The sequence below is a fragment of the Bacillus glycinifermentans genome (assembly GCF_001042475.2).
Classification (GTDB): Bacteria; Bacillota; Bacilli; order Bacillales; family Bacillaceae; genus Bacillus; species Bacillus glycinifermentans.
In genome coordinates this window covers 64,868-81,778 of the sequence record NZ_LECW02000036.1, presented here as the reverse complement: position 1 = coordinate 81,778, position 16,911 = coordinate 64,868, and the positions used below count along the sequence as shown (strand labels likewise).

Annotated in this window: 21 protein-coding genes, 3 riboswitches and 1 other annotated feature; of the genes, 7 read left to right on the top strand and 14 right to left on the bottom strand. The window is 47.0% G+C overall.

The genetic code is table 11. From position 1 onward, the window contains the following. Positions 1-100: 100 nt before the first annotated feature. Both AB447_RS18805 and AB447_RS26360 read right to left on the bottom strand, forming a co-directional pair. Positions 101-280 (bottom strand): hypothetical protein, encoded by a 180-nt coding sequence (locus AB447_RS18805; RefSeq protein WP_048354426.1) that lies wholly within the window; start codon positions 278-280, stop codon positions 101-103. 105 nt (positions 281-385) lie between these two features. Further along, positions 386-541: a hypothetical protein gene (locus tag AB447_RS26360; protein ID WP_096892108.1), complete on the bottom strand. Its 156-nt coding sequence runs from the start codon at positions 539-541 to the stop codon at positions 386-388. Positions 542-733: 192 nt separating this feature from the next. Here AB447_RS26360 and AB447_RS18800 point away from each other — a divergent pair, with 192 nt between their 5' ends. Then, positions 734-1,066, top strand: a complete 333-nt coding sequence (locus AB447_RS18800) for a MerR family transcriptional regulator (protein ID WP_048354391.1) — start codon at positions 734-736, stop codon at positions 1,064-1,066. 19 nt (positions 1,067-1,085) lie between these two features. Here AB447_RS18800 and AB447_RS18795 read toward each other — a convergent pair whose 3' ends face one another. The 3 genes from AB447_RS18795 to AB447_RS25935 form a co-directional block, all read right to left on the bottom strand. Beyond that, entirely contained in the window at positions 1,086-1,478 is a 393-nt protein-coding gene (locus tag AB447_RS18795; RefSeq protein WP_048354392.1) for a hypothetical protein, read from the bottom strand. Positions 1,479-1,568: 90 nt separating this feature from the next. After that, positions 1,569-2,924, bottom strand: coding sequence for a magnesium transporter (mgtE, locus tag AB447_RS18790; protein ID WP_048354393.1), 1,356 nt, complete (start codon positions 2,922-2,924; stop codon positions 1,569-1,571). Positions 2,925-3,185: 261 nt separating this feature from the next. Further along, a riboswitch (M-box (ykoK) riboswitch) is annotated at positions 3,186-3,351 on the bottom strand. A 130-nt stretch (positions 3,352-3,481) separates the two neighbouring features. Further along, complete coding sequence (locus AB447_RS25935; protein WP_156183631.1) at positions 3,482-3,637, bottom strand: transcriptional regulator SplA domain-containing protein; 156 nt, start codon at positions 3,635-3,637, stop codon at positions 3,482-3,484. 250 nt (positions 3,638-3,887) lie between these two features. Between AB447_RS25935 and AB447_RS18785 the strand changes: the two genes are divergently transcribed. From AB447_RS18785 to AB447_RS18770, 4 genes are all read left to right on the top strand, one after another. Beyond that, on the top strand, positions 3,888-4,841 hold the full coding sequence (locus AB447_RS18785) for a S8 family peptidase (RefSeq protein WP_048354394.1): 954 nt from the start codon (positions 3,888-3,890) through the stop codon (positions 4,839-4,841). Positions 4,842-4,960: 119 nt separating this feature from the next. Then, positions 4,961-5,152, top strand: a riboswitch (cobalamin riboswitch). A gap of 151 nt (positions 5,153-5,303) precedes the next feature. Next, positions 5,304-7,592, top strand: a complete 2,289-nt coding sequence (gene metE / locus AB447_RS18780; protein WP_048354395.1) for a 5-methyltetrahydropteroyltriglutamate--homocysteine S-methyltransferase — start codon at positions 5,304-5,306, stop codon at positions 7,590-7,592. Positions 7,593-7,770: 178 nt separating this feature from the next. Beyond that, the gene (locus AB447_RS18775) at positions 7,771-8,082 is read left to right on the top strand and encodes a DUF5082 domain-containing protein (protein WP_048354396.1); all 312 of its coding nucleotides are present in this window, start codon (positions 7,771-7,773) and stop codon (positions 8,080-8,082) included. Continuing rightward, the gene (locus AB447_RS18770; RefSeq protein ID WP_193787112.1) at positions 8,083-8,787 is read left to right on the top strand and encodes a WXG100 family type VII secretion target; all 705 of its coding nucleotides are present in this window, start codon (positions 8,083-8,085) and stop codon (positions 8,785-8,787) included. Between the two features lie 40 nt (positions 8,788-8,827). Here AB447_RS18770 and AB447_RS18765 read toward each other — a convergent pair whose 3' ends face one another. Further along, a complete protein-coding gene (locus AB447_RS18765) occupies positions 8,828-9,463 on the bottom strand; it encodes a histidine phosphatase family protein (protein ID WP_057957697.1) in 636 nt (211 codons plus the stop codon). Between the two features lie 147 nt (positions 9,464-9,610). On the opposite strand from AB447_RS18765, the gene AB447_RS18760 reads away from it, so the two are divergent. Further along, on the top strand, positions 9,611-10,081 hold the full coding sequence (locus tag AB447_RS18760) for a nucleoside deaminase (RefSeq protein ID WP_048354397.1): 471 nt from the start codon (positions 9,611-9,613) through the stop codon (positions 10,079-10,081). A gap of 17 nt (positions 10,082-10,098) precedes the next feature. Here AB447_RS18760 and AB447_RS18755 read toward each other — a convergent pair whose 3' ends face one another. Beyond that, positions 10,099-10,746, bottom strand: a complete 648-nt coding sequence (locus AB447_RS18755; RefSeq protein ID WP_048354398.1) for a hypothetical protein — start codon at positions 10,744-10,746, stop codon at positions 10,099-10,101. 74 nt (positions 10,747-10,820) lie between these two features. Next, complete coding sequence (gene ohrB, locus AB447_RS18750; RefSeq protein WP_048354399.1) at positions 10,821-11,234, bottom strand: organic hydroperoxide resistance protein OhrB; 414 nt, start codon at positions 11,232-11,234, stop codon at positions 10,821-10,823. Between the two features lie 144 nt (positions 11,235-11,378). Here ohrB and AB447_RS18745 point away from each other — a divergent pair, with 144 nt between their 5' ends. Next, positions 11,379-11,828 (top strand): MarR family winged helix-turn-helix transcriptional regulator, encoded by a 450-nt coding sequence (locus tag AB447_RS18745; protein ID WP_048354400.1) that lies wholly within the window; start codon positions 11,379-11,381, stop codon positions 11,826-11,828. Between the two features lie 29 nt (positions 11,829-11,857). On the opposite strand, the gene AB447_RS18740 is transcribed toward AB447_RS18745, so the two are convergent. From AB447_RS18740 to AB447_RS18715, 6 genes are all read right to left on the bottom strand, one after another. After that, the gene (locus AB447_RS18740) at positions 11,858-12,283 is read right to left on the bottom strand and encodes an organic hydroperoxide resistance protein (protein ID WP_048354401.1); all 426 of its coding nucleotides are present in this window, start codon (positions 12,281-12,283) and stop codon (positions 11,858-11,860) included. 108 nt (positions 12,284-12,391) lie between these two features. Continuing rightward, entirely contained in the window at positions 12,392-13,639 is a 1,248-nt protein-coding gene (locus tag AB447_RS18735) for a glutamate-5-semialdehyde dehydrogenase (protein WP_057957696.1), read from the bottom strand. 13 nt (positions 13,640-13,652) lie between these two features. Then, entirely contained in the window at positions 13,653-14,750 is a 1,098-nt protein-coding gene (proB, locus tag AB447_RS18730) for a glutamate 5-kinase (RefSeq protein ID WP_048354402.1), read from the bottom strand. Between the two features lie 62 nt (positions 14,751-14,812). Beyond that, positions 14,813-15,026, bottom strand: a binding site (T-box leader). A 44-nt stretch (positions 15,027-15,070) separates the two neighbouring features. Beyond that, positions 15,071-15,973, bottom strand: a complete 903-nt coding sequence (gene purU / locus AB447_RS18725) for a formyltetrahydrofolate deformylase (protein WP_048354404.1) — start codon at positions 15,971-15,973, stop codon at positions 15,071-15,073. A 97-nt stretch (positions 15,974-16,070) separates the two neighbouring features. Continuing rightward, positions 16,071-16,385 (bottom strand): DMT family transporter, encoded by a 315-nt coding sequence (locus AB447_RS18720; RefSeq protein ID WP_048354405.1) that lies wholly within the window; start codon positions 16,383-16,385, stop codon positions 16,071-16,073. Further along, positions 16,385-16,714: a DMT family transporter gene (locus AB447_RS18715; protein WP_048354406.1), complete on the bottom strand. Its 330-nt coding sequence runs from the start codon at positions 16,712-16,714 to the stop codon at positions 16,385-16,387. Before AB447_RS18715 ends, AB447_RS18720 begins: the two co-directional genes overlap by 1 nt. 63 nt (positions 16,715-16,777) lie before the next feature. Then, a riboswitch (guanidine-I (ykkC/yxkD leader) is annotated at positions 16,778-16,881 on the bottom strand. Positions 16,882-16,911 lie beyond the last annotated feature (30 nt).

Below are 16,911 nucleotides of genomic sequence, written 5' to 3'. Positions count from 1 at the left end.
GAGCGGTACTTTCCTCTATTCAATATGTATTATATTTTCGTTATACGAAAGAAAACTCCTTCTTATTTTTTTTAACATATTAAAAAGAAGCCCGCATTTTTCAAAACGTCTTATTTTGAAAGGGGGCTTTATTTTTGCGAAAAAAATAAAAATATTCGTTTCGGAGCTCCGAAATCGTCATTCTCTGTACATGATCCCGATTATATACACCAATTGACATCAATTTTTCCGAATAGTGGTTCCGTTCTTTTTCCAATGCAAGTTTCAATAATTTACTCATGACTTCTCCTTTCATTTTGGTGTATCCTTTAAGTCAAGAATACCCATTGTTTGTTAAGGCAATATGAAGATCGTGTTAAAATTGCCCCCCACCTCCTTTAGGGGTTTAAGAGGATTTCCTGTAAAGACTGTTCTGCACCGCCCTGAGAAGCGGAAATGCATCGTTTCCGGCGAGCTTCATTAAAGTCTCGAGCAGCTCATCCCTTTTGATGTCCAATGCGACGATTTCTTTAGCGAGTGAGACGGCTTTGTGTTCCTTCATGAATATATTCCTCCTAATCAGCACTATAGCTAAAGCATATAGGAGTGATCTTCGGGCTGCATCCTTTCTGTAAACTTTTCTTCCGTGGTTTTTAAAAAATTCCTTAATCTGTGTTAGATTTTCTGACAAATGGCAGTTTTTTTATCGCATTTTCTTATATAATACAAAAAAAGTCATCTTAGGGGTGAGAAAATGGCAGTCGAAGATCTTTCTTATAAGGATAAAAAAGTGATTTCCATCGGCATCGTTAGCGAGCTGACGGGCTTATCTGTGCGGCAGATCCGCTATTACGAAGAACGGAAACTGATCTATCCGCACCGCTCATCAAGGGGTACGAGAAAATATTCTTTTACAGATGTGGAACGGCTGATGGATATTGCGAACAAACGCGAGGACGGCGTCCAGACGGCGGAGATCCTCAAGGATATGCGCAAAAAAGAGCAGAGCTTAAAAACCGACCAGCAGCTGAGGAAAAAAATGCTCGAGGGGCAGCTTAACGCCCATTTTAAATACAGAAACCGTTAGTTCGTCACACGATTCGTCCTTACTGCTCGCCGGCTATATGCCCGACGTAGTCTATCATGACGCCCTTGTCTGGATCATTGCGGATGCGAAACGCGATTTTTCCGGGCTCTCCGTTTGTCGCCTTATATGAAGCGTGAAACACATGGATGCTTGCTTCAGACATTTGAAAGTCATCCTTATCAAGCCCGGAAATTCCCCAATTCCTTTTTGCTTTAAGAACTTCTTCAGGCGAAGGAACCGCACCTTCGACATAAAGCTGTTTCATTTTCGGCAGATCGTCTTCTATGATGGCCTCAAGCATGTCTTCAGCGGCGGCAAGCCGCCGGTCTTTCCCCTCATCTTCATTCTGACCCTGGCAGCCGGAGATGATGGCAAAAGCCATGAACAACATAACCGCGACGATTTTTTGCATGCCCCAATCCCCCTTCTCTAAGCCTAAATATATAAAATGTTCTTAACGCCTGGCAAGCAAAAAACCCTCCTTTAAAGGAGGGCTTACAGGTTATAAAGCATGAATAAAAGCAGTGGCAATGCCAAAGTAAATCAAAAGTGACAAAATGTCATTCAGCGTTGTGATCAGCGGACCTGATGCGATCGCAGGGTCGACTTTGCATTTGTGCAGAATGATCGGCACGACCGTTCCCGCCATCGTTCCGATGATAAGCGTTGCAAACAGCGATGTTCCTACGACAAATCCGAGCAGCAAATTGCCTTGCCAGACAATCGCGATTCCCGTAATGAAAACGGCGCACACTAAACCGATGATGATCCCGGTTCTCAGCTCGCGAAAAATTAAGCGGAAAATCGTTTTCTTGTTGAGTTCTTCTTTAGAAAGGCCTCTGATGACAACAGCCAATGACTGAGTGCCCGTATTTCCGGTCATCCCGGCGATCATCGGCATGAAAAATGCCAATGCGACCACCCGCTGAAGCGTATCTTCAAAATAGCTCATAATGCTTCCGGAGATCAAACCGATGAACAAGAGCAGAATCAGCCACGGCAAGCGGCGGTATGCCGCGACGTACGATTTCGTATCAAACGTGATCGCTTTACCCGAAGCGGCGAATTTTTCGTAGTCTTCATTCGCTTCCTGGATGACGATGTCGATAATGTCGTCGACCGTCACGATCCCGACGAGCTTCTGATCCTTTTCCACAACCGGTATCGCAAGGAAGTCGTAGCGTTCAATCAGCCTTGCAACCTCTTCCTGATCTTGAAGGGCTTCGGCAGAGATGACCCTCGTAAACATCAAATCCTGAACCTTTTCACCCGGTTCGGCCAAAATCAGGTCGCGGTACGATAATACACCGACGAGCTGCTTTGCTTCATTAATGACGTATAAATAGTTGATCGATTCTGCGATCTCCGCAAAGCTTTTCAGCTTTACGACGGCTTCTTGCACCGTATAGTGCTGCGGAATCCATACAAAGCGGTTCGTCATGATTCTTCCCGCTGTTTCAGGCGGATAGTTCATCAGCACCTTGACCGCTTCAGACTCCTCTTCTTCCATGCTTAACAGAAGCTGTTCTTTAAGCTTCGGCTCCATTTCCTCCAGGAGCGCGGCGAGGTCGTCATTGTCCATTTTGTTCATGACATGGGCCGCTTTTTCTTTACCGACTTTGTTCAACACTATGAGCTGTTCTTCTTTTTCGAGCTCGCCCATCAGATCGGTAATGTCTTCAACCGTTAAAAAAGACAGATACCGTCCGCGGTGCTTTTCAGGCATTTCTTTAAATAAAATCGCCATATCGTAAGGCTGGAGTTCTTCTAACACGTTTTGAAACTCTTTGCGTTTCCCGTCTCTCAGCAAAATGATAATTCGTAAAATCAGTTCATCATATGTCATGTTCTGTACCATGGCAATCTGTACCTCCTTCTTAGGAGATCCGTAATCGCCATAGCGGAAGGTGCGGCGGTATCAGGATCTCCTCAAATTGAATCAGTGATTTGTGATTGATGATGTTTCTCGTATGTTTAGACCGCCTCGAATGGGGAGAATCCATACTCACACCTCCTGTTGGTTTTGTATTGGAAAATACGCTCTTTACTTTCCTCAAAAAATAAAAAAACACCTATTTCATGAGCATGAAGGTGTTAAAAGCCATACATAATAAAACCCTAACGCCTTCAATCGTAGAGCTTTAGCACTGTATGGCATAGGCAAACATGCCAGCTGCGTTAAAAATCACCTTATGTCGATGATTCTTGTTGACCCATTGGCGTCTTTGGACATTTTTGGGCAGCAGCGTATCTCCATACAGGAGCCTCACCTAACGAAGAGCTGTATTTACCGGACACAATGAGATTACAGAAAAAAAGAGTGCCTGTCAATAACTAAAACGGCTTTATCTCTTATCTATATGTGTTAGTTCCCTTTTTCGCCAAAAATATCGTTAGGTGTGCCGTCCAAGCCCGCTATTTTCCACTGCCGTCCGGAATATCTTCCTGTGAAAGAAAATGATAGTTTTCGTGCAGCAAAAGCGTATATTCCCCGTCAAACTTTGGATGCGGCACAAATTCGGCTTCGTTGATCGACAGCACATTCCGCTCGCGGTCTGCTTTTTCCTTCATATAAAACACCCCCTTTTTTCATTATAGGATGTCCTTTTGCCCGCCTTAATATGAGACGAGATAGGTCTTTTCGTTCATGGAATCAGCAAACTCCCCAATTATTCGACTTCTTTTCTCTTTTATCTATATTTTTTGATTTTTCATAAAATTCATACAAATGAACCTTTTTTTAACAAAATATATGTTTTACAATAGTATCATGCAACCTTGTAACCCATCTTAAGTAGCACAAAACAGGGAGGGCTTTTAAATGCAAATGCGATTAATTCCTTATGTGACGGACGAAAAGTTTATGGACGTTAATGAACTGCCGGAAGGAATCGATGCGATTAAGGCGCCGGAGCTGTGGTCACAAGGTTTTAAAGGAAAAGATGTCACCGTCGCGGTGCTTGATACGGGCTGTGACGTCAATCATCCCGATTTAGCGGACAGAATCATCGGAGGCAAAAACTTCACCGACGATGACGATGGACAAGAAGATCAAATCAGCGACTATAATGGACATGGCACACATGTGGCGGGCACGATTGCCGCCAATGATAAAAACGGCGGTATTTCCGGAGTTGCGCCAGAGGCAAACCTTTTAATCGTAAAGGTTCTCGGCGGTGAAGACGGAAGTGGCCAGTACGAATGGATCATCAACGGGATCAACTACGCGGTCGAGCAAAAAGCGGATATCATTTCAATGTCGCTCGGCGGTCCGTCTGATGAACCGGAATTAAAAGAAGCGATCGAAAACGCCGTCAAAAGCGGAGTTCTTGTCGTCTGCGCCGCCGGAAACGAGGGCGATGGAAACGACCGAACAGAGGAATATTCATACCCTGCTGCATACAACGAAGTGATCGCTGTCGGATCTGTGTCTTTGGCGAGAGAATCGTCGGAATTTTCAAACGCCAACAAAGAGATTGATCTGGTTGCGCCCGGCGAAGAAATTTTGTCGACGTTGCCGGATGGGCAATACGGCAAGCTGACCGGAACGTCTATGGCTACTCCGCACGTAAGCGGCGCGCTCGCCTTGATCAAATCCTTCGAAGAAGACGCATTCAAGCGGGAGCTGACGGAGCCTGAACTATACGCCCAATTAATCCGCAGAACCCTTCCTCTCGATTACTCAAAAGCGCTGATCGGAAACGGCTTTTTATATTTATCCGCACCTGAAATATTGGCTGAAAGGGCCGGCGAGAAAAAACTTCTTTCCTTGTAAAAGAAACCGGGGGCTGCCGACATTGTCGGCAGCCTTTTTATGACGCAGAATCTTTTTAATTGTAAGAATTCAAAAATTATTTTGACTAAAAGATCGTCACGGTATATAATCTACTAAACAATTTCATACCGGGAGCACGGTAATCTAGCGTGACGTTAGATTTTAAAAGGGAAGATTGGTGAAAATCCAACGCGGTCCCGCCACTGTAATTGAGAAGGTTATTTCAGAGAAAACCCACTGTTTCGATATGGGAAGGGTGAAATAACCGCTGATTCATGAGCCAGGAGACCTGCCTGTTCTGACACACCATATACCTACGGTCGATAGGAGGTGTTCGAGTTGACGTAACAAAAGGCTACGTTTATTTCTCGTTCACAAAAATGCTGAATCAGGCATTCACCTTCAACCTATCCGGAGAGTGAGTGTCTTTTTTTATTGAACATTAAAAGGAGGAGACCTAGCATGACAAATGTGAAAACAAGCAGCTTGGGATTTCCAAGAATCGGCTTGAACAGGGAATGGAAAAAATCGCTTGAGGCCTATTGGAAAGGAAACAAGGAACGTGAGACATTCCTGAACGAAATGGACAAACAATTCGTTGCAGCTCTTAAAACGCAGGTTGACCAGCAAATCGACATCGTACCGGTTTCCGACTTTACGTTCTATGACCACGTTCTGGACGCGGCGGTGATGTTCAACTGGATCCCGGAGAGGTTCAAACATATTAACGATCCTTTGGACACTTATTTTGCAATGGCGAGAGGCACGAAAGAAGCCGTATCTTGCGAAATGACAAAATGGTTTAACACAAACTACCACTATATCGTTCCTGAATATGAAAAGAACGCACAATACCGCCTCACAAAAAATAAGCCGCTTGAAGATTACCGCCGGGCGAAAGAGGCATTGGGCATCGAAACGAAACCCGTGATCCTCGGCCTTTACACGTTTGTAGCGCTGGCCAAGGGCTACGAAAAACAGGACATCAAAGGCATATACGAAAGCTTGATCCCTCTTTACATCCAGCTTCTGAAGGAACTTGAAGAAGAAGGCGTAAAATGGGTGCAAATTGACGAACCTGCGCTTGTCACGGCTTCCCCTGGCGAAGTCGCCGCCGCGAAAGATATCTACCAGGCGATTACAGCCGAAGTATCCGGGCTGAATATCCTCCTGCAAACGTATTTTGATTCAGTTGATGCTTACGAGGAGCTGATCTCCTTTCCGGTTGAAGGAATCGGCCTGGACTTCGTCCATGACAAAGGAAAAAACCTCGAACAGGTAAAAGCGCACGGCTTCCCTAAAGATAAAGTGCTTGCCGCCGGAATTCTCGACGGGCGAAACATTTGGAAAGCCAACCTTGGAGAACGGCTCGACTGGATTACGGAGCTGATCGGCGAACTCGGTGTGAGAGAGGTGTGGATTCAGCCTTCAAACAGCCTGCTTCACGTTCCTGTCGCCAAGCACCCTGATGAACAGCTGGCCGGCGATTTGCTGAACGGCCTGTCTTTTGCAAAAGAAAAGCTTTCAGAACTCAGCCTGCTGAAGGAAGGATTGGTATCCGGGAAAGCGGCCGTCAAGGAGCAAATCGATGCAGCAAACGGGCATCTGGAGGCCCTTAAACAATTTGGAACCGCCGCGAACACGGCGTTCGCAGAAGAAAGAAACAGGCTGACTGAAGAAGACTTTAAGCGGGTGACACCTTTTGAAGAGCGGCTCCGCATTCAAAACGAATCGCTCGGCCTGCCGATTTTGCCGACGACAACGATCGGAAGCTTCCCGCAAACCGCCGAAGTGCGCAGCGCACGGCAAAAATGGCGGAAAAAAGAATGGTCAGATGAGCAGTACGAGTCATTTATTAAAACCGAGACGAAAAAATGGATTGATATTCAGGAAGAGATCGGACTTGACGTTCTCGTTCACGGAGAATTCGAACGGACGGACATGGTCGAATATTTCGGCGAAAAACTGGGCGGGTTCGCATTTACCAAGTATGCCTGGGTGCAGTCGTACGGCTCCCGCTGCGTCCGTCCGCCGGTGATCTACGGGGATGTCGAATTCAAAGAGCCGATGACGGTCAAAGAAACGGTGTACGCCCAATCCCTGACCTCTAAACATGTAAAAGGAATGCTGACAGGGCCTGTCACGATTTTAAACTGGTCGTTCGCCCGCTACGATCTTCCGAGAAAAGAAATCGCATTTCAAATCGCGCACGCCCTCAGAAAAGAGGTCGAAGCGCTTGAAAAAGCCGGAATTCAAATCATACAGGTTGACGAACCGGCCTTAAGAGAAGGACTTCCGCTGAAAGAACGCGACTGGGATGAGTACCTCTCATGGGCGGCTGAAGCTTTCAGATTGTCCACATCATCTGTCAAGGATACGACGCAAATCCATACGCACATGTGCTACAGCAACTTTGAGGACATCGTTGACACGATTGAGGACCTTGACGCAGACGTCATCACGATCGAACACAGCAGAAGCCACGGCGGATTCCTCGATTATCTTGCAAAGCATCCGTATTTAAAGGGGCTCGGCCTTGGGGTGTACGACATTCACAGCCCGCGCGTCCCTCCGACAGAAGAAATGCTCTCGATCATTCAGGATGCCCTGAACGTTTGTCCTGCCGACCGCTTTTGGGTCAATCCGGACTGCGGCTTAAAAACGAGACAGCCTGAAGAAACGATCGCCGCGTTGAAAAATATGGTTGAAGCTGCAAAACAAGCGAGAGACCAACTCGCTCAAACCGTTTGATATCAAAAAGAACCGTCCGTACGGATGGTTCTTTTTTGTTATAGCCCAAAAGAACTAACGATAATGGTCTAATTGGCAAATTTTTATTATGACTTTTGATTCATTCGTACGATTTCTTTCCAGATTCTTTTCTTTTAACATATTGATAGTAGATGATGGAAGGGAAGGAAAATATGTAGTGATAGACGATGGAAAATCCTTAGAAAGAGAATTAAACAGAAAAGCGTATGATGAAGACATTCACTCTCTCAAACTTTATGTAAAAGATTTGAATTCTGTTATAACGGAGCTGAGACATGAAAGTTCGTGCATTTTAAAGGCTCATCAAATGCATATGAACGGATGGCGGGGCCAGGCGCGGGAAATGTATGACGCCCTTTTGGATGATCTCGACCGCGTGGAATTTCGCGTGTATGACAGACTGAGAACCGTGAAACAGCGTGTCGCCGAGGAGATTGAAAGGCTTCAGCTGGAAGCCGGGGAGCTTTAAATGACCATTCGCCTGAATGTACATGATTTACACGCCCTAGCCCGCCAATTTCGTCATTCCCATCAACAGATCAGCGACCTGATGCACTGTTTGAACCGCCATCTGCAGGTTCTGCTGTCAAGCGTGACAGCGGCAAAAACAAGCGCCATCGATCAGGCGCAAACCGACATGGAACATGAAATCAAAGGATACCTGCATACGCTCGATGACCTGGAGCATTTGCTTTCACACACTGAAGCCCGGATGATCAAAACGGATCAAATGCTTGCGGCGCGGCTATTTCAAAGCGGCGGACACTTAACCGGCTATCCGCCCATTATAAGCTTATTGGCATCAGTGCGCCCGTCCGGAAGCTTCAGACTGACAGCGTCGCTTTTATCAGAGCCGCTTGTTTTGATGAAGCAATTGAAAGAAAACGGCCTGTCCGGCCTGTTCTTCAAAGACCGCAGCACTCCATATTTTCAGTTTGATGAACAAGGAAAAAAACAGCTTTGGTCTGTGCGACGCCTGCTAAGCCGGAAAGTTACGGGGAATCTGTGCCTTATCGCATACGGACAAATTGCCGGATCCCCCCTTTCCCGCACGGTTTTCACATTCGCAAACGTCAAAACGAAAGCTGGCATATCCGATATCAAAACGGTTCGCCATCCCGACTCCGCCGCGAAACTTGGCGGTCCCGAGCGAGAAAGCGAACGCGATTGGTGATCTGATAAAAAAGAAGCCTTAAAGGCTTCTTTTTTAATCGTTACCATGCGGCACCGGCCTGTTTCATCCGGTGCTCTCCATCCCCTTCCTTTAAAATGACTGCGTCTCCGTTTTCCTTGATTGCGGCAACAGCCAGCGCCGTATCATGGACATAACTCGAATTCCATAAGTCATCAATCGGCCGTTTTTTGAAAATATTCAGCAGCATAAGGATGAAGACGGAATGGGTAACAAGCAGAATGTTTCCTTCCCGGTGCTTTCGGGCGATTTGTCCGAGCGCCCGTCTGACCCGCTCTTCAAATTGGCGAAAGCTTTCCCCCCCTTCATTCGGAATATACCGTTCAGGCGCCTGAAAGTAAGCGTCAAGCATCTCAGGATCGTTTCGTTTGATGTCGTCAAACGTCTTGCCTTCCCAAGAACCCAGAGAAATTTCTTTAAATATATCGTCTTTGATGATAGGTATCGAACGATTTTTGAGGATCGCCATAGCGGAGTCTACGGCACGGCCGCTTGTGCTGACATATGCAGCCTGAAATGGGATGTCCCTCAGCTTTTCGCCGAGCGCTTCGGCGTTTGCCAAACCTAAAGTCGTTAATTTTGAATCCTCCCAGCCTTGCATTCTCTTTTCAATATTCCATTCGGTCTGTCCGTGTCTGGCAATATACAAAGTAAGCAAAAAATCCTCTCCCGTCCATTTCTATGTACGTCTATTTTATGTGATGCCAAATATGAAATCAAAAATAAAGAATATTCTGAACGAAATTCATTTTTCTTTGTCGATCAGCTATAATCATCATGAGGACAACCAAGGAGGATACAAAAGATGAATCATGAAGCATTTTTGCAGCGTGCGATCGAACTTGCGGTCGAAAGCGTAAAGGACGGGACAGGCGGCCCATTCGGCTGCGTGATTGTCAAAGACGGCCGGATCATTGCCGAAGGGAAAAACAATGTAACGACGAGCAATGATCCGACCGCACATGCCGAAGTAACGGCCATTCGGCTTGCCTGTGAAGAACTTGGCGATTTTCAGCTGAACGACTGCATTATTTATACAAGCTGTGAGCCTTGTCCGATGTGCCTGGGGGCGATTTACTGGGCGAGGCCAAAGGAAGTGTACTTTGCGGCAAAGGATTCCGATGCCGCATCAGCCGGTTTTGACGACTCGTTTATTTATGAGGAATTCAGAAAAAAACAGAGCGAACGAACGATTCCTTTTTATCATATCGAGCTTCGGGATAAGCTCGAACCTTTCCTCACATGGAAGCATACGGGCGATAAAATAGAATATTAGGGAGCCTTGAAGGCTCCCTATTGTTTATACCAGTCAAGGTGCTGATCTTCCGCTTCAAAGTCCAGGCTTTCCGCTTTACCGTCCTTCTGAATGCTGAGCCTTACCGTTTTCCCCTTCAGCTTATCCGGACTTTCGGCTATATCCCGCTCAAAATCAGCCGTTTTCTGATACGTTTTGTTTCCGGCTTTTGTCTTTACTGTGATCCGTTTATCGGTTTCATCAACAAGCGTTGCGACGATTTTTCGGCTTCCGTCCTTTTCCTGTTCATATACGCCGTTTTCATCGGCTTTCGACTGCGGCATCAGCTCAATCTCTTCTGCTTCCTGGCTTTTTCCGTCAACCTCCACTTTTACAAGCTTTCCCATAAGGTCTACATAATCTTCATTGTTCTTAAAGCGTTTGCTTTTTGGGATAATAACATCCCGATCCTTAATCTTGATCGTCATCTGGTCGTCCTCAGCTTGTACATACTTCCCGATAAGATCAAAGTCGTCTTCTGTTTGCTTGTCTTTATCATGAGAGTATTTTCTTAAATCGCTTTTTTTCCGGGCGGCTTGATCAGCCGGCTGCTGTCGGTCGTTTTCCTGCGCGCCGCCGGTACAGCCTGCAAACATGGCGAACACAAGAAGAACGGTCATCATTATCGTCCATTTCATATACTTCATGTGGTGCTCCTTTCGAGTGATGGATTCTAAAAAAGAAAGCAAACAACCTCCTGTTTGCTTTCTCGCTTAAAAGGCTATTTTACCTGCAGATCAACATCGATGTTTCCCCTCGTCGCCTTCGAGTAAGGGCAAAATTCGTGCGCGGCCTTCACAAGCTCCTCCGCCTTTTCTTTTTCCAATCCGCTTGCGGAGACAACGAGCTGAACGCCTATCTTAAATCCGCCGTCACTTTCATCCTTTATTAAACTCACGCGGCCTTCTACCTCAGATTCAAGATCAATGCCCTGCTTTTTGGCGACGAGTTCCAATGCGCCGCCGAAGCATGCTGCATACCCTGCGGCAAACAGCTGTTCAGGATTTGTCCCTGTCTCGCCTTCCTTTTTTTCATTCGGCATGACAAGATCGTAATCCAGGATTCCGTCATCTGAAGTGACGTGTCCGGATCTTCCGCCTTTTGCCGTTGCTTTTGCTGTGAATAATGCAGTCATCTCAACTTCCTCCCCTAAAGTTTTTGTCCTTACTTCTTATATTTCACAAAACGCGCTTTTTAAACATGATACTTGTGAAAGAATAGGAAAAAGACGAAAAATCTTATACAATAAAAATGGAACAAAATAAAAGTTGGTGAATCGATGACAAACGAATTTGAACATATGAAGCTTGACAGGCAGCTGTGTTTTCTGCTTTATGCCAGTTCGCGCGAGATGACGAAGCTGTACAAGCCGCTTCTCGATGAACTGAACATTACCTATCCGCAATACTTGGCGCTTCTTTTATTGTGGGAGCATGAAATCTTGAGTGTGAAAAAGATGGGGGAGCTTCTTTACTTGGACTCAGGGACTCTGACACCGATGCTGAAAAGAATGGAGCAGCGCGGGTTGATCACGAGAGAACGGTCGCCTGAAGATGAACGGTCTGTGATCGTCAAGCTGACTTCCTCCGGTGCAGAGATGAAAGAAAGAGCAAGCTGCATCCCGCAAACTATGCTGGCGCAGACGAACCTGCCCGCTGAAGAGCTCGAGCGGTTAACACACGTGCTCGGTTCGCTTCTTGCTTCAATGACGAAAAAAAACAGAAAGTAAAGGCGCCTTCAATTGGAAGGCGCCCCTTTTTATTCCAGAATTTCAAGTATGACGTCGACATGTTCAGAAATCGCTTTTGAATACGGACAGACTTTGTGTGCTTGATGAACAAGGCTTTCAAGCTCTGCCGGTTCAATATTTGTTCCTTTCACTTGCAGTTTGACGCCAAGCTTATATCCCCCGTCCGCTTCATCCTTGAGCAGGCTGACATCGGCGGTCACTTCAGTCTCAATCTGCATCCGCGCTTTTCCGGCGGTAAGCTGCAATGCGCTGTCAAAGCAAGCCGCATATCCTGCGGCAAACAGCTGTTCAGGATTGGTGGCGTCTCCCCTCTCCTTTGCTTTAGGTGTTCCCGGCATGGCAAGCTCCAACGCGAGCACTCCGTCAGAAGAGGTGACTTTTCCGTCTCTTCCTCCTTTAGCAGTGGCTCGGGATGTAAATAATGGTTTTGTCATGATACTTCTCCTTTATTTTATATTGTGCACAATTGAATTTTACAACATATAAATTGGAGATGCAATAAAAAAACATTCTGCCTAAGTTTCAGGCAGAATGTGAGTCTGTTATATACGAATTTGTCCGTTTCCTTTAATGATATATTTAGAAGAAGTCAGCGCTTTAAGACCCATCGGACCTCTTGCGTGAAGCTTCTGCGTACTGATGCCGATTTCTGCGCCGTATCCGAATTCAAACCCGTCGGTAAAGCGGGTTGAAGCATTGTGATAAACCGCCGCTGCATCTACTGACGTTAGGAAAAAGCGGGCGTTTCCTTCATTTTCGGTCAAAATTGCTTCTGAATGCCGCGTTCCGTACTTGTGAATATGGCGGATCGCTTCATCCAGATCACGGACGTTTTTGACGCTGACGACCGGCGCTAAAAATTCCGTCTCCCAATCGGGCTCTTCGGCCGGAACCGCCGAAGGAAGCAGCTCGCAAACCGCCTCGTCTCCCTTGATTTGGACGCCTTCTTTTTCGAGCTTTTGAAGCAGTTCTTTTGCGTAACGCTTCGGCCAGTTTTCATGGATCAGCACCGTTTCGATCGCATTGCAGACCGAAGGCCTTTGCGTTTTGGCATTGATGACAACTTGCTCAGCCATCTCGCTCTCTGCCGATTCGTCAATGAACATATGGCAGTTTCCCGCCCCGGTCTCAAGCACTGGAACCGTCGATTCGCGCACGACCATGTCGATGAGATTTTTTCCGCCCCTTGGAATCAATACATCCAAGTAACCATTTAACGTAAACAGCTGTTTTGCGGTTTCTTTGCTCGTATCTTCGATCAGCTGGACGGCATCCTTTGGAAGCTTCGATGCGCCGAGCGCTTCCTGTATGACGCCGACAAGCGCCTTGTTGCTGTTGATCGCTGACGAACTGCCGCGGAGTATGCAGGCGTTTCCCGTTTTCAAGCAAAGGGTCGCCGCGTCAACCGTCACATTCGGACGGGCTTCATAGATCATGCCGACAACGCCGAGCGGGACCCGGACTTTCTCGATAAGAAGCCCGTTTTCTTTCTTAATGGTTTCAAGGCTTTCCCCTACGGGATCATCAAGATCTGCAAGAAGAAGGACGGCATCCGCGATATCGTTCAGCCGTTTCGGACTTAAAGCGAGACGGTCCAGCAGCGAAGGTGAAAGCCCCTTTTCCTTGCCTGCGGCAATGTCTTTTCCGTTCGCCTCCAAAATGTCGTCCTGTTTTATCCGAAGCGCTTCAGCAATTAGACGAAGCGCTTCGTTTTTGCTTTCCGTCGTCTGATGAACAAGCTCGTCTTTTGCGATTTTCGCTTTTTTCGCTTTTTCGATCACTTCACTCATCTAAATCAGCCCCCTATTCGTTTATGCTAATCCAATCATCTCGATGGATGACTTCTATCCCTTTTTCGTGCTCGAATTCGTCGCTTCGTTTTCCCTTTACTTGAAGAAGCTCTTCCGCCGAATACAGCGTCTGACCTTTTCCCGCCAAGCCGTTCGGTCCATAGACCTCGACGACCGCGCCTTTGGCAAATTCTCCGCATACATCCGTCACACCCGCCGGCAGCAGGCTGCTTCCGTTTTCGGTCAAGGCCAGTTCGGCTCCTTCATCAACGGTGATTTTTCCTGATACCGGAGAATGAAACGCAATCCACTGCCTGTGATTGTTCACAGAAGACAGATCAGACTGCCCGATGTACGTTCCGTCCCCTCTCCCTTCTAAAATCTGAATCAATTTGTCTTCTCCCGTCCCCGTGCCGATGAATACATTGACTCCGAGAGAAAGGGCTGTTTTTGATGCCAACAGCTTCGACCTCATGCCGCCCGTTCCGACTTTTGAACCGATCGAGCCGGCATAGCTTAATAGATCGTCAGTGATGCCGGCGATAAAATCGAAGCGCTTGGCGCCGGGGTTTTCAGCCGGATTCGAGTCATAGAGGCCGTTGATATCCGTCAGAATGATCAGTTTGTCAGCATGGACCAATCCGCTCACAAGCGCTGACAGCATATCATTATCCCCAAATGTCAGCTCTTCGACAGACACCGAATCGTTTTCATTAATGATGGGCACAAGCCCTCTTTCGATCAGCTCCGTGATGGTCGCATACGCGTTTCGATACCGCTCTCTCTTGGCAAAATCATTTCTCGTCAATAAGATCTGCGCGGGCATCAAACCGTGTTCGGCAAAGTGCTGGATATATTGCTGCATCAAAAGGCTTTGTCCGACAGCAGCAGCGGCTTGCTTTCCCTTTAAAGTGACGGGTCTTGCCGGATACCCGAGCCGGGAAAAGCCGGCCGCTACAGCGCCTGAAGAAATAAAAATCACATCATGGCCTTCTTTTTTCAGAGCGGCGATCGCCCGGACGTGGTCGCTGACCTTTGCTTCGTCAATCCCGCCCTTTGCATCCGTTAAAGAACTGCTTCCGATTTTAATGACAATCCGTTGTTTTTTCACGTTTTTTCCCTCCGAAATGATCAAGGCTTAAAGCCAATAAAAAAAGCCCTTTTCATCCTGTAAAAAAGGACGAAAAGAGCTTTCCGCGGTACCACCTTCATTGAATGCGCAAAACGGCATTCCGCTTTCCCCTTTAACGCCGGGATGCGCCTGGGTTTTCCCTCCAGGGCTCTTGAGGCAGGTTCGGCAGGTTTCATGTGGTGAAATGTTTCAGCATATCATTTCACTCTCTTTCACAGAAAAAAACTGCTTACTGGTCCTCTTCAACGCTCGCTGATTTTTTATTATTATGCCGAGGAAAACGGAAGCTGTCAAGACTTTTAGTTGAAGACGATCGTCTTATTGCCGTGCACGATGATCCGGTCTTCCAAATGCCATTTGACCGCTCTTGCGAGAACGCTTCGTTCAATCGTGCGGCCGATGTTTTTCAGCGCCTCCGCATTGTCTCTGTGATCGACTCGTTTTATATCCTGCTCAATGATCGGACCTTCATCCAATTCGTTTGTCACATAATGGGATGTGGCACCGATTAATTTGACGCCTCTTTCGTATGCGCGTTTATACGGATTGGCCCCGATAAAAGCGGGCAGGAAAGAATGATGGATATTGATGATTTTGTTCGGATGCGCCGAGACGAAGTCCGGCGTCAGAATCTGCATGTAGCGGGCAAGGACGATAACGTCCGCGCGGTATTCTTCAAGCCATTTGAGCTGCTGCGCTTCGACTTCTTTGCGGATGTCTTTATTCGCTTTCATATAAAGAAACGGAATGTTGAGCGATTCAACGGTTTCCCTAGCATCCTCATGGTTGCTGATGACTGCAGCAATCTCCGCCATCAAATTGCCGCTCTGCCACTCCCACAACAGCTCATTCAGACAATGCAGCTCTTTTGAAACAAAGATGACGACCCGCTTTAATTCGCTTGCCGGGGCGATGCTCCATGTCATTTGAAAAGCCTCAGCCACAGAAGCGAACATGTCTTTCATGTGGCCGATCTTTTCGCGGATTCCCGGCGCTTCAAATTCGATTCTCAAGAAAAAGCGGCCGCCCTCGGGATCTGTCGTATATTGGCTGGATTCGATAATATTTGCGCCGTTTTCAAATAAAAACGAAGAAACCGCCGCAACGATTCCCGGCTGATCCGGACAGCTTACGAGCAGGCGCGCTTTTTCACGATTGATTTCCTGATATTGCTTTAACTGCTGTTTCATATATGATTTCATGTTTTGTTGAACCCTCTTTTTCGTAATCATAAACTATCTTTTCATTATACTGGAGTTTATTGAAAAATCAATTTACGAAGGCCTATTTTGCCAAAGATCAGCTGACAAGCTTCAACCCGACGGCAGATGCCAAAATAAGCGCGATGAAAAAGATGCGTCTTGCATCCTTCGGTTCATCGTAAAAGAGAATGCCGACGAGCGCTCCGCCTACGGTGCCGATTCCCGTCCAAACTGCGTATGCCGTGCCCATCGGCAATGCGTTCATCGCGAGCGAAAGCAGGAAAAACGAAGCGGCAAAACCGATGATCAACAGAAAAATCCATCTTATGCGCTTATCCTTATGAAATTGGTTCATCATTGTTACGCCGAGCATTTCGAGCAATCCGGCGGCAATTAAATAGATCCATTCCATTACGCCCCTTCCCCTTTCTCTTCTTGTGTCACCAGTTTCAGCCCGATCACACCGCACAGCAAAACGCCAATCAAGGCGAGCTTGACGATGTCGGCCGGTTCGTGAAACAGGATGATCTCACACAGCACAGTGCCCGCTGTGCCAAGACCTGTAAATACGGCATAAACGGTTCCGACCGGCAGCTTCTCCCCCGCTTTCACCAATAGATAAAAGCTGGCGGCGACGCCAAATGCCGTGCCGATCCATTCAATGGCCGTATCTGCGTGTTTCAGTCCGGTCACCCAAACAATTTCAAATAAGGCTGCCAGTACGACGCTCCCCCATTTCATATTCATTCCCTCCATTTCGTTTATCAGCGCAAAGAAAAACCCGGGTTTATCGATGGAAAACGATACTCCCGGGCTTTTATCCCTCCGTGTGCATATGAAGCTTCATATGTGTTTTCTCTCGGACCAGACCACATCAAAAGACGTGCGGAACCCTAGAAAACTTTAACGCTGTATTCTTCATGTACCGTATAGACTAC

Excerpts from the sequence above, each read along its gene's own strand:
- AB447_RS18805 (WP_048354426.1), bottom strand. The coding sequence starts at position 280 with ATGAGTAAATTATTGAAACTTGCATTGGAAAAAGAACGGAACCACTAT.
- AB447_RS26360 (WP_096892108.1), bottom strand. The coding sequence starts at position 541 with ATGAAGGAACACAAAGCCGTCTCACTCGCTAAAGAAATCGTCGCATTG.
- AB447_RS18800 (WP_048354391.1), top strand. The coding sequence starts at position 734 with ATGGCAGTCGAAGATCTTTCTTATAAGGATAAAAAAGTGATTTCCATC.
- AB447_RS18795 (WP_048354392.1), bottom strand. The coding sequence starts at position 1,478 with ATGCAAAAAATCGTCGCGGTTATGTTGTTCATGGCTTTTGCCATCATC.
- mgtE (WP_048354393.1), bottom strand. The coding sequence starts at position 2,924 with ATGGTACAGAACATGACATATGATGAACTGATTTTACGAATTATCATT.
- AB447_RS25935 (WP_156183631.1), bottom strand. The coding sequence starts at position 3,637 with ATGAAGGAAAAAGCAGACCGCGAGCGGAATGTGCTGTCGATCAACGAA.
- AB447_RS18785 (WP_048354394.1), top strand. The coding sequence starts at position 3,888 with ATGCAAATGCGATTAATTCCTTATGTGACGGACGAAAAGTTTATGGAC.
- metE (WP_048354395.1), top strand. The coding sequence starts at position 5,304 with ATGACAAATGTGAAAACAAGCAGCTTGGGATTTCCAAGAATCGGCTTG.
- AB447_RS18770 (WP_193787112.1), top strand. The coding sequence starts at position 8,083 with ATGACCATTCGCCTGAATGTACATGATTTACACGCCCTAGCCCGCCAA.
- AB447_RS18760 (WP_048354397.1), top strand. The coding sequence starts at position 9,611 with ATGAATCATGAAGCATTTTTGCAGCGTGCGATCGAACTTGCGGTCGAA.
- AB447_RS18755 (WP_048354398.1), bottom strand. The coding sequence starts at position 10,746 with ATGAAGTATATGAAATGGACGATAATGATGACCGTTCTTCTTGTGTTC.
- ohrB (WP_048354399.1), bottom strand. The coding sequence starts at position 11,234 with ATGACTGCATTATTCACAGCAAAAGCAACGGCAAAAGGCGGAAGATCC.
- AB447_RS18745 (WP_048354400.1), top strand. The coding sequence starts at position 11,379 with ATGACAAACGAATTTGAACATATGAAGCTTGACAGGCAGCTGTGTTTT.
- AB447_RS18740 (WP_048354401.1), bottom strand. The coding sequence starts at position 12,283 with ATGACAAAACCATTATTTACATCCCGAGCCACTGCTAAAGGAGGAAGA.
- AB447_RS18735 (WP_057957696.1), bottom strand. The coding sequence starts at position 13,639 with ATGAGTGAAGTGATCGAAAAAGCGAAAAAAGCGAAAATCGCAAAAGAC.
- purU (WP_048354404.1), bottom strand. The coding sequence starts at position 15,973 with ATGAAATCATATATGAAACAGCAGTTAAAGCAATATCAGGAAATCAAT.
- AB447_RS18720 (WP_048354405.1), bottom strand. The coding sequence starts at position 16,385 with ATGGAATGGATCTATTTAATTGCCGCCGGATTGCTCGAAATGCTCGGC.
- AB447_RS18715 (WP_048354406.1), bottom strand. The coding sequence starts at position 16,714 with ATGAAATGGGGGAGCGTCGTACTGGCAGCCTTATTTGAAATTGTTTGG.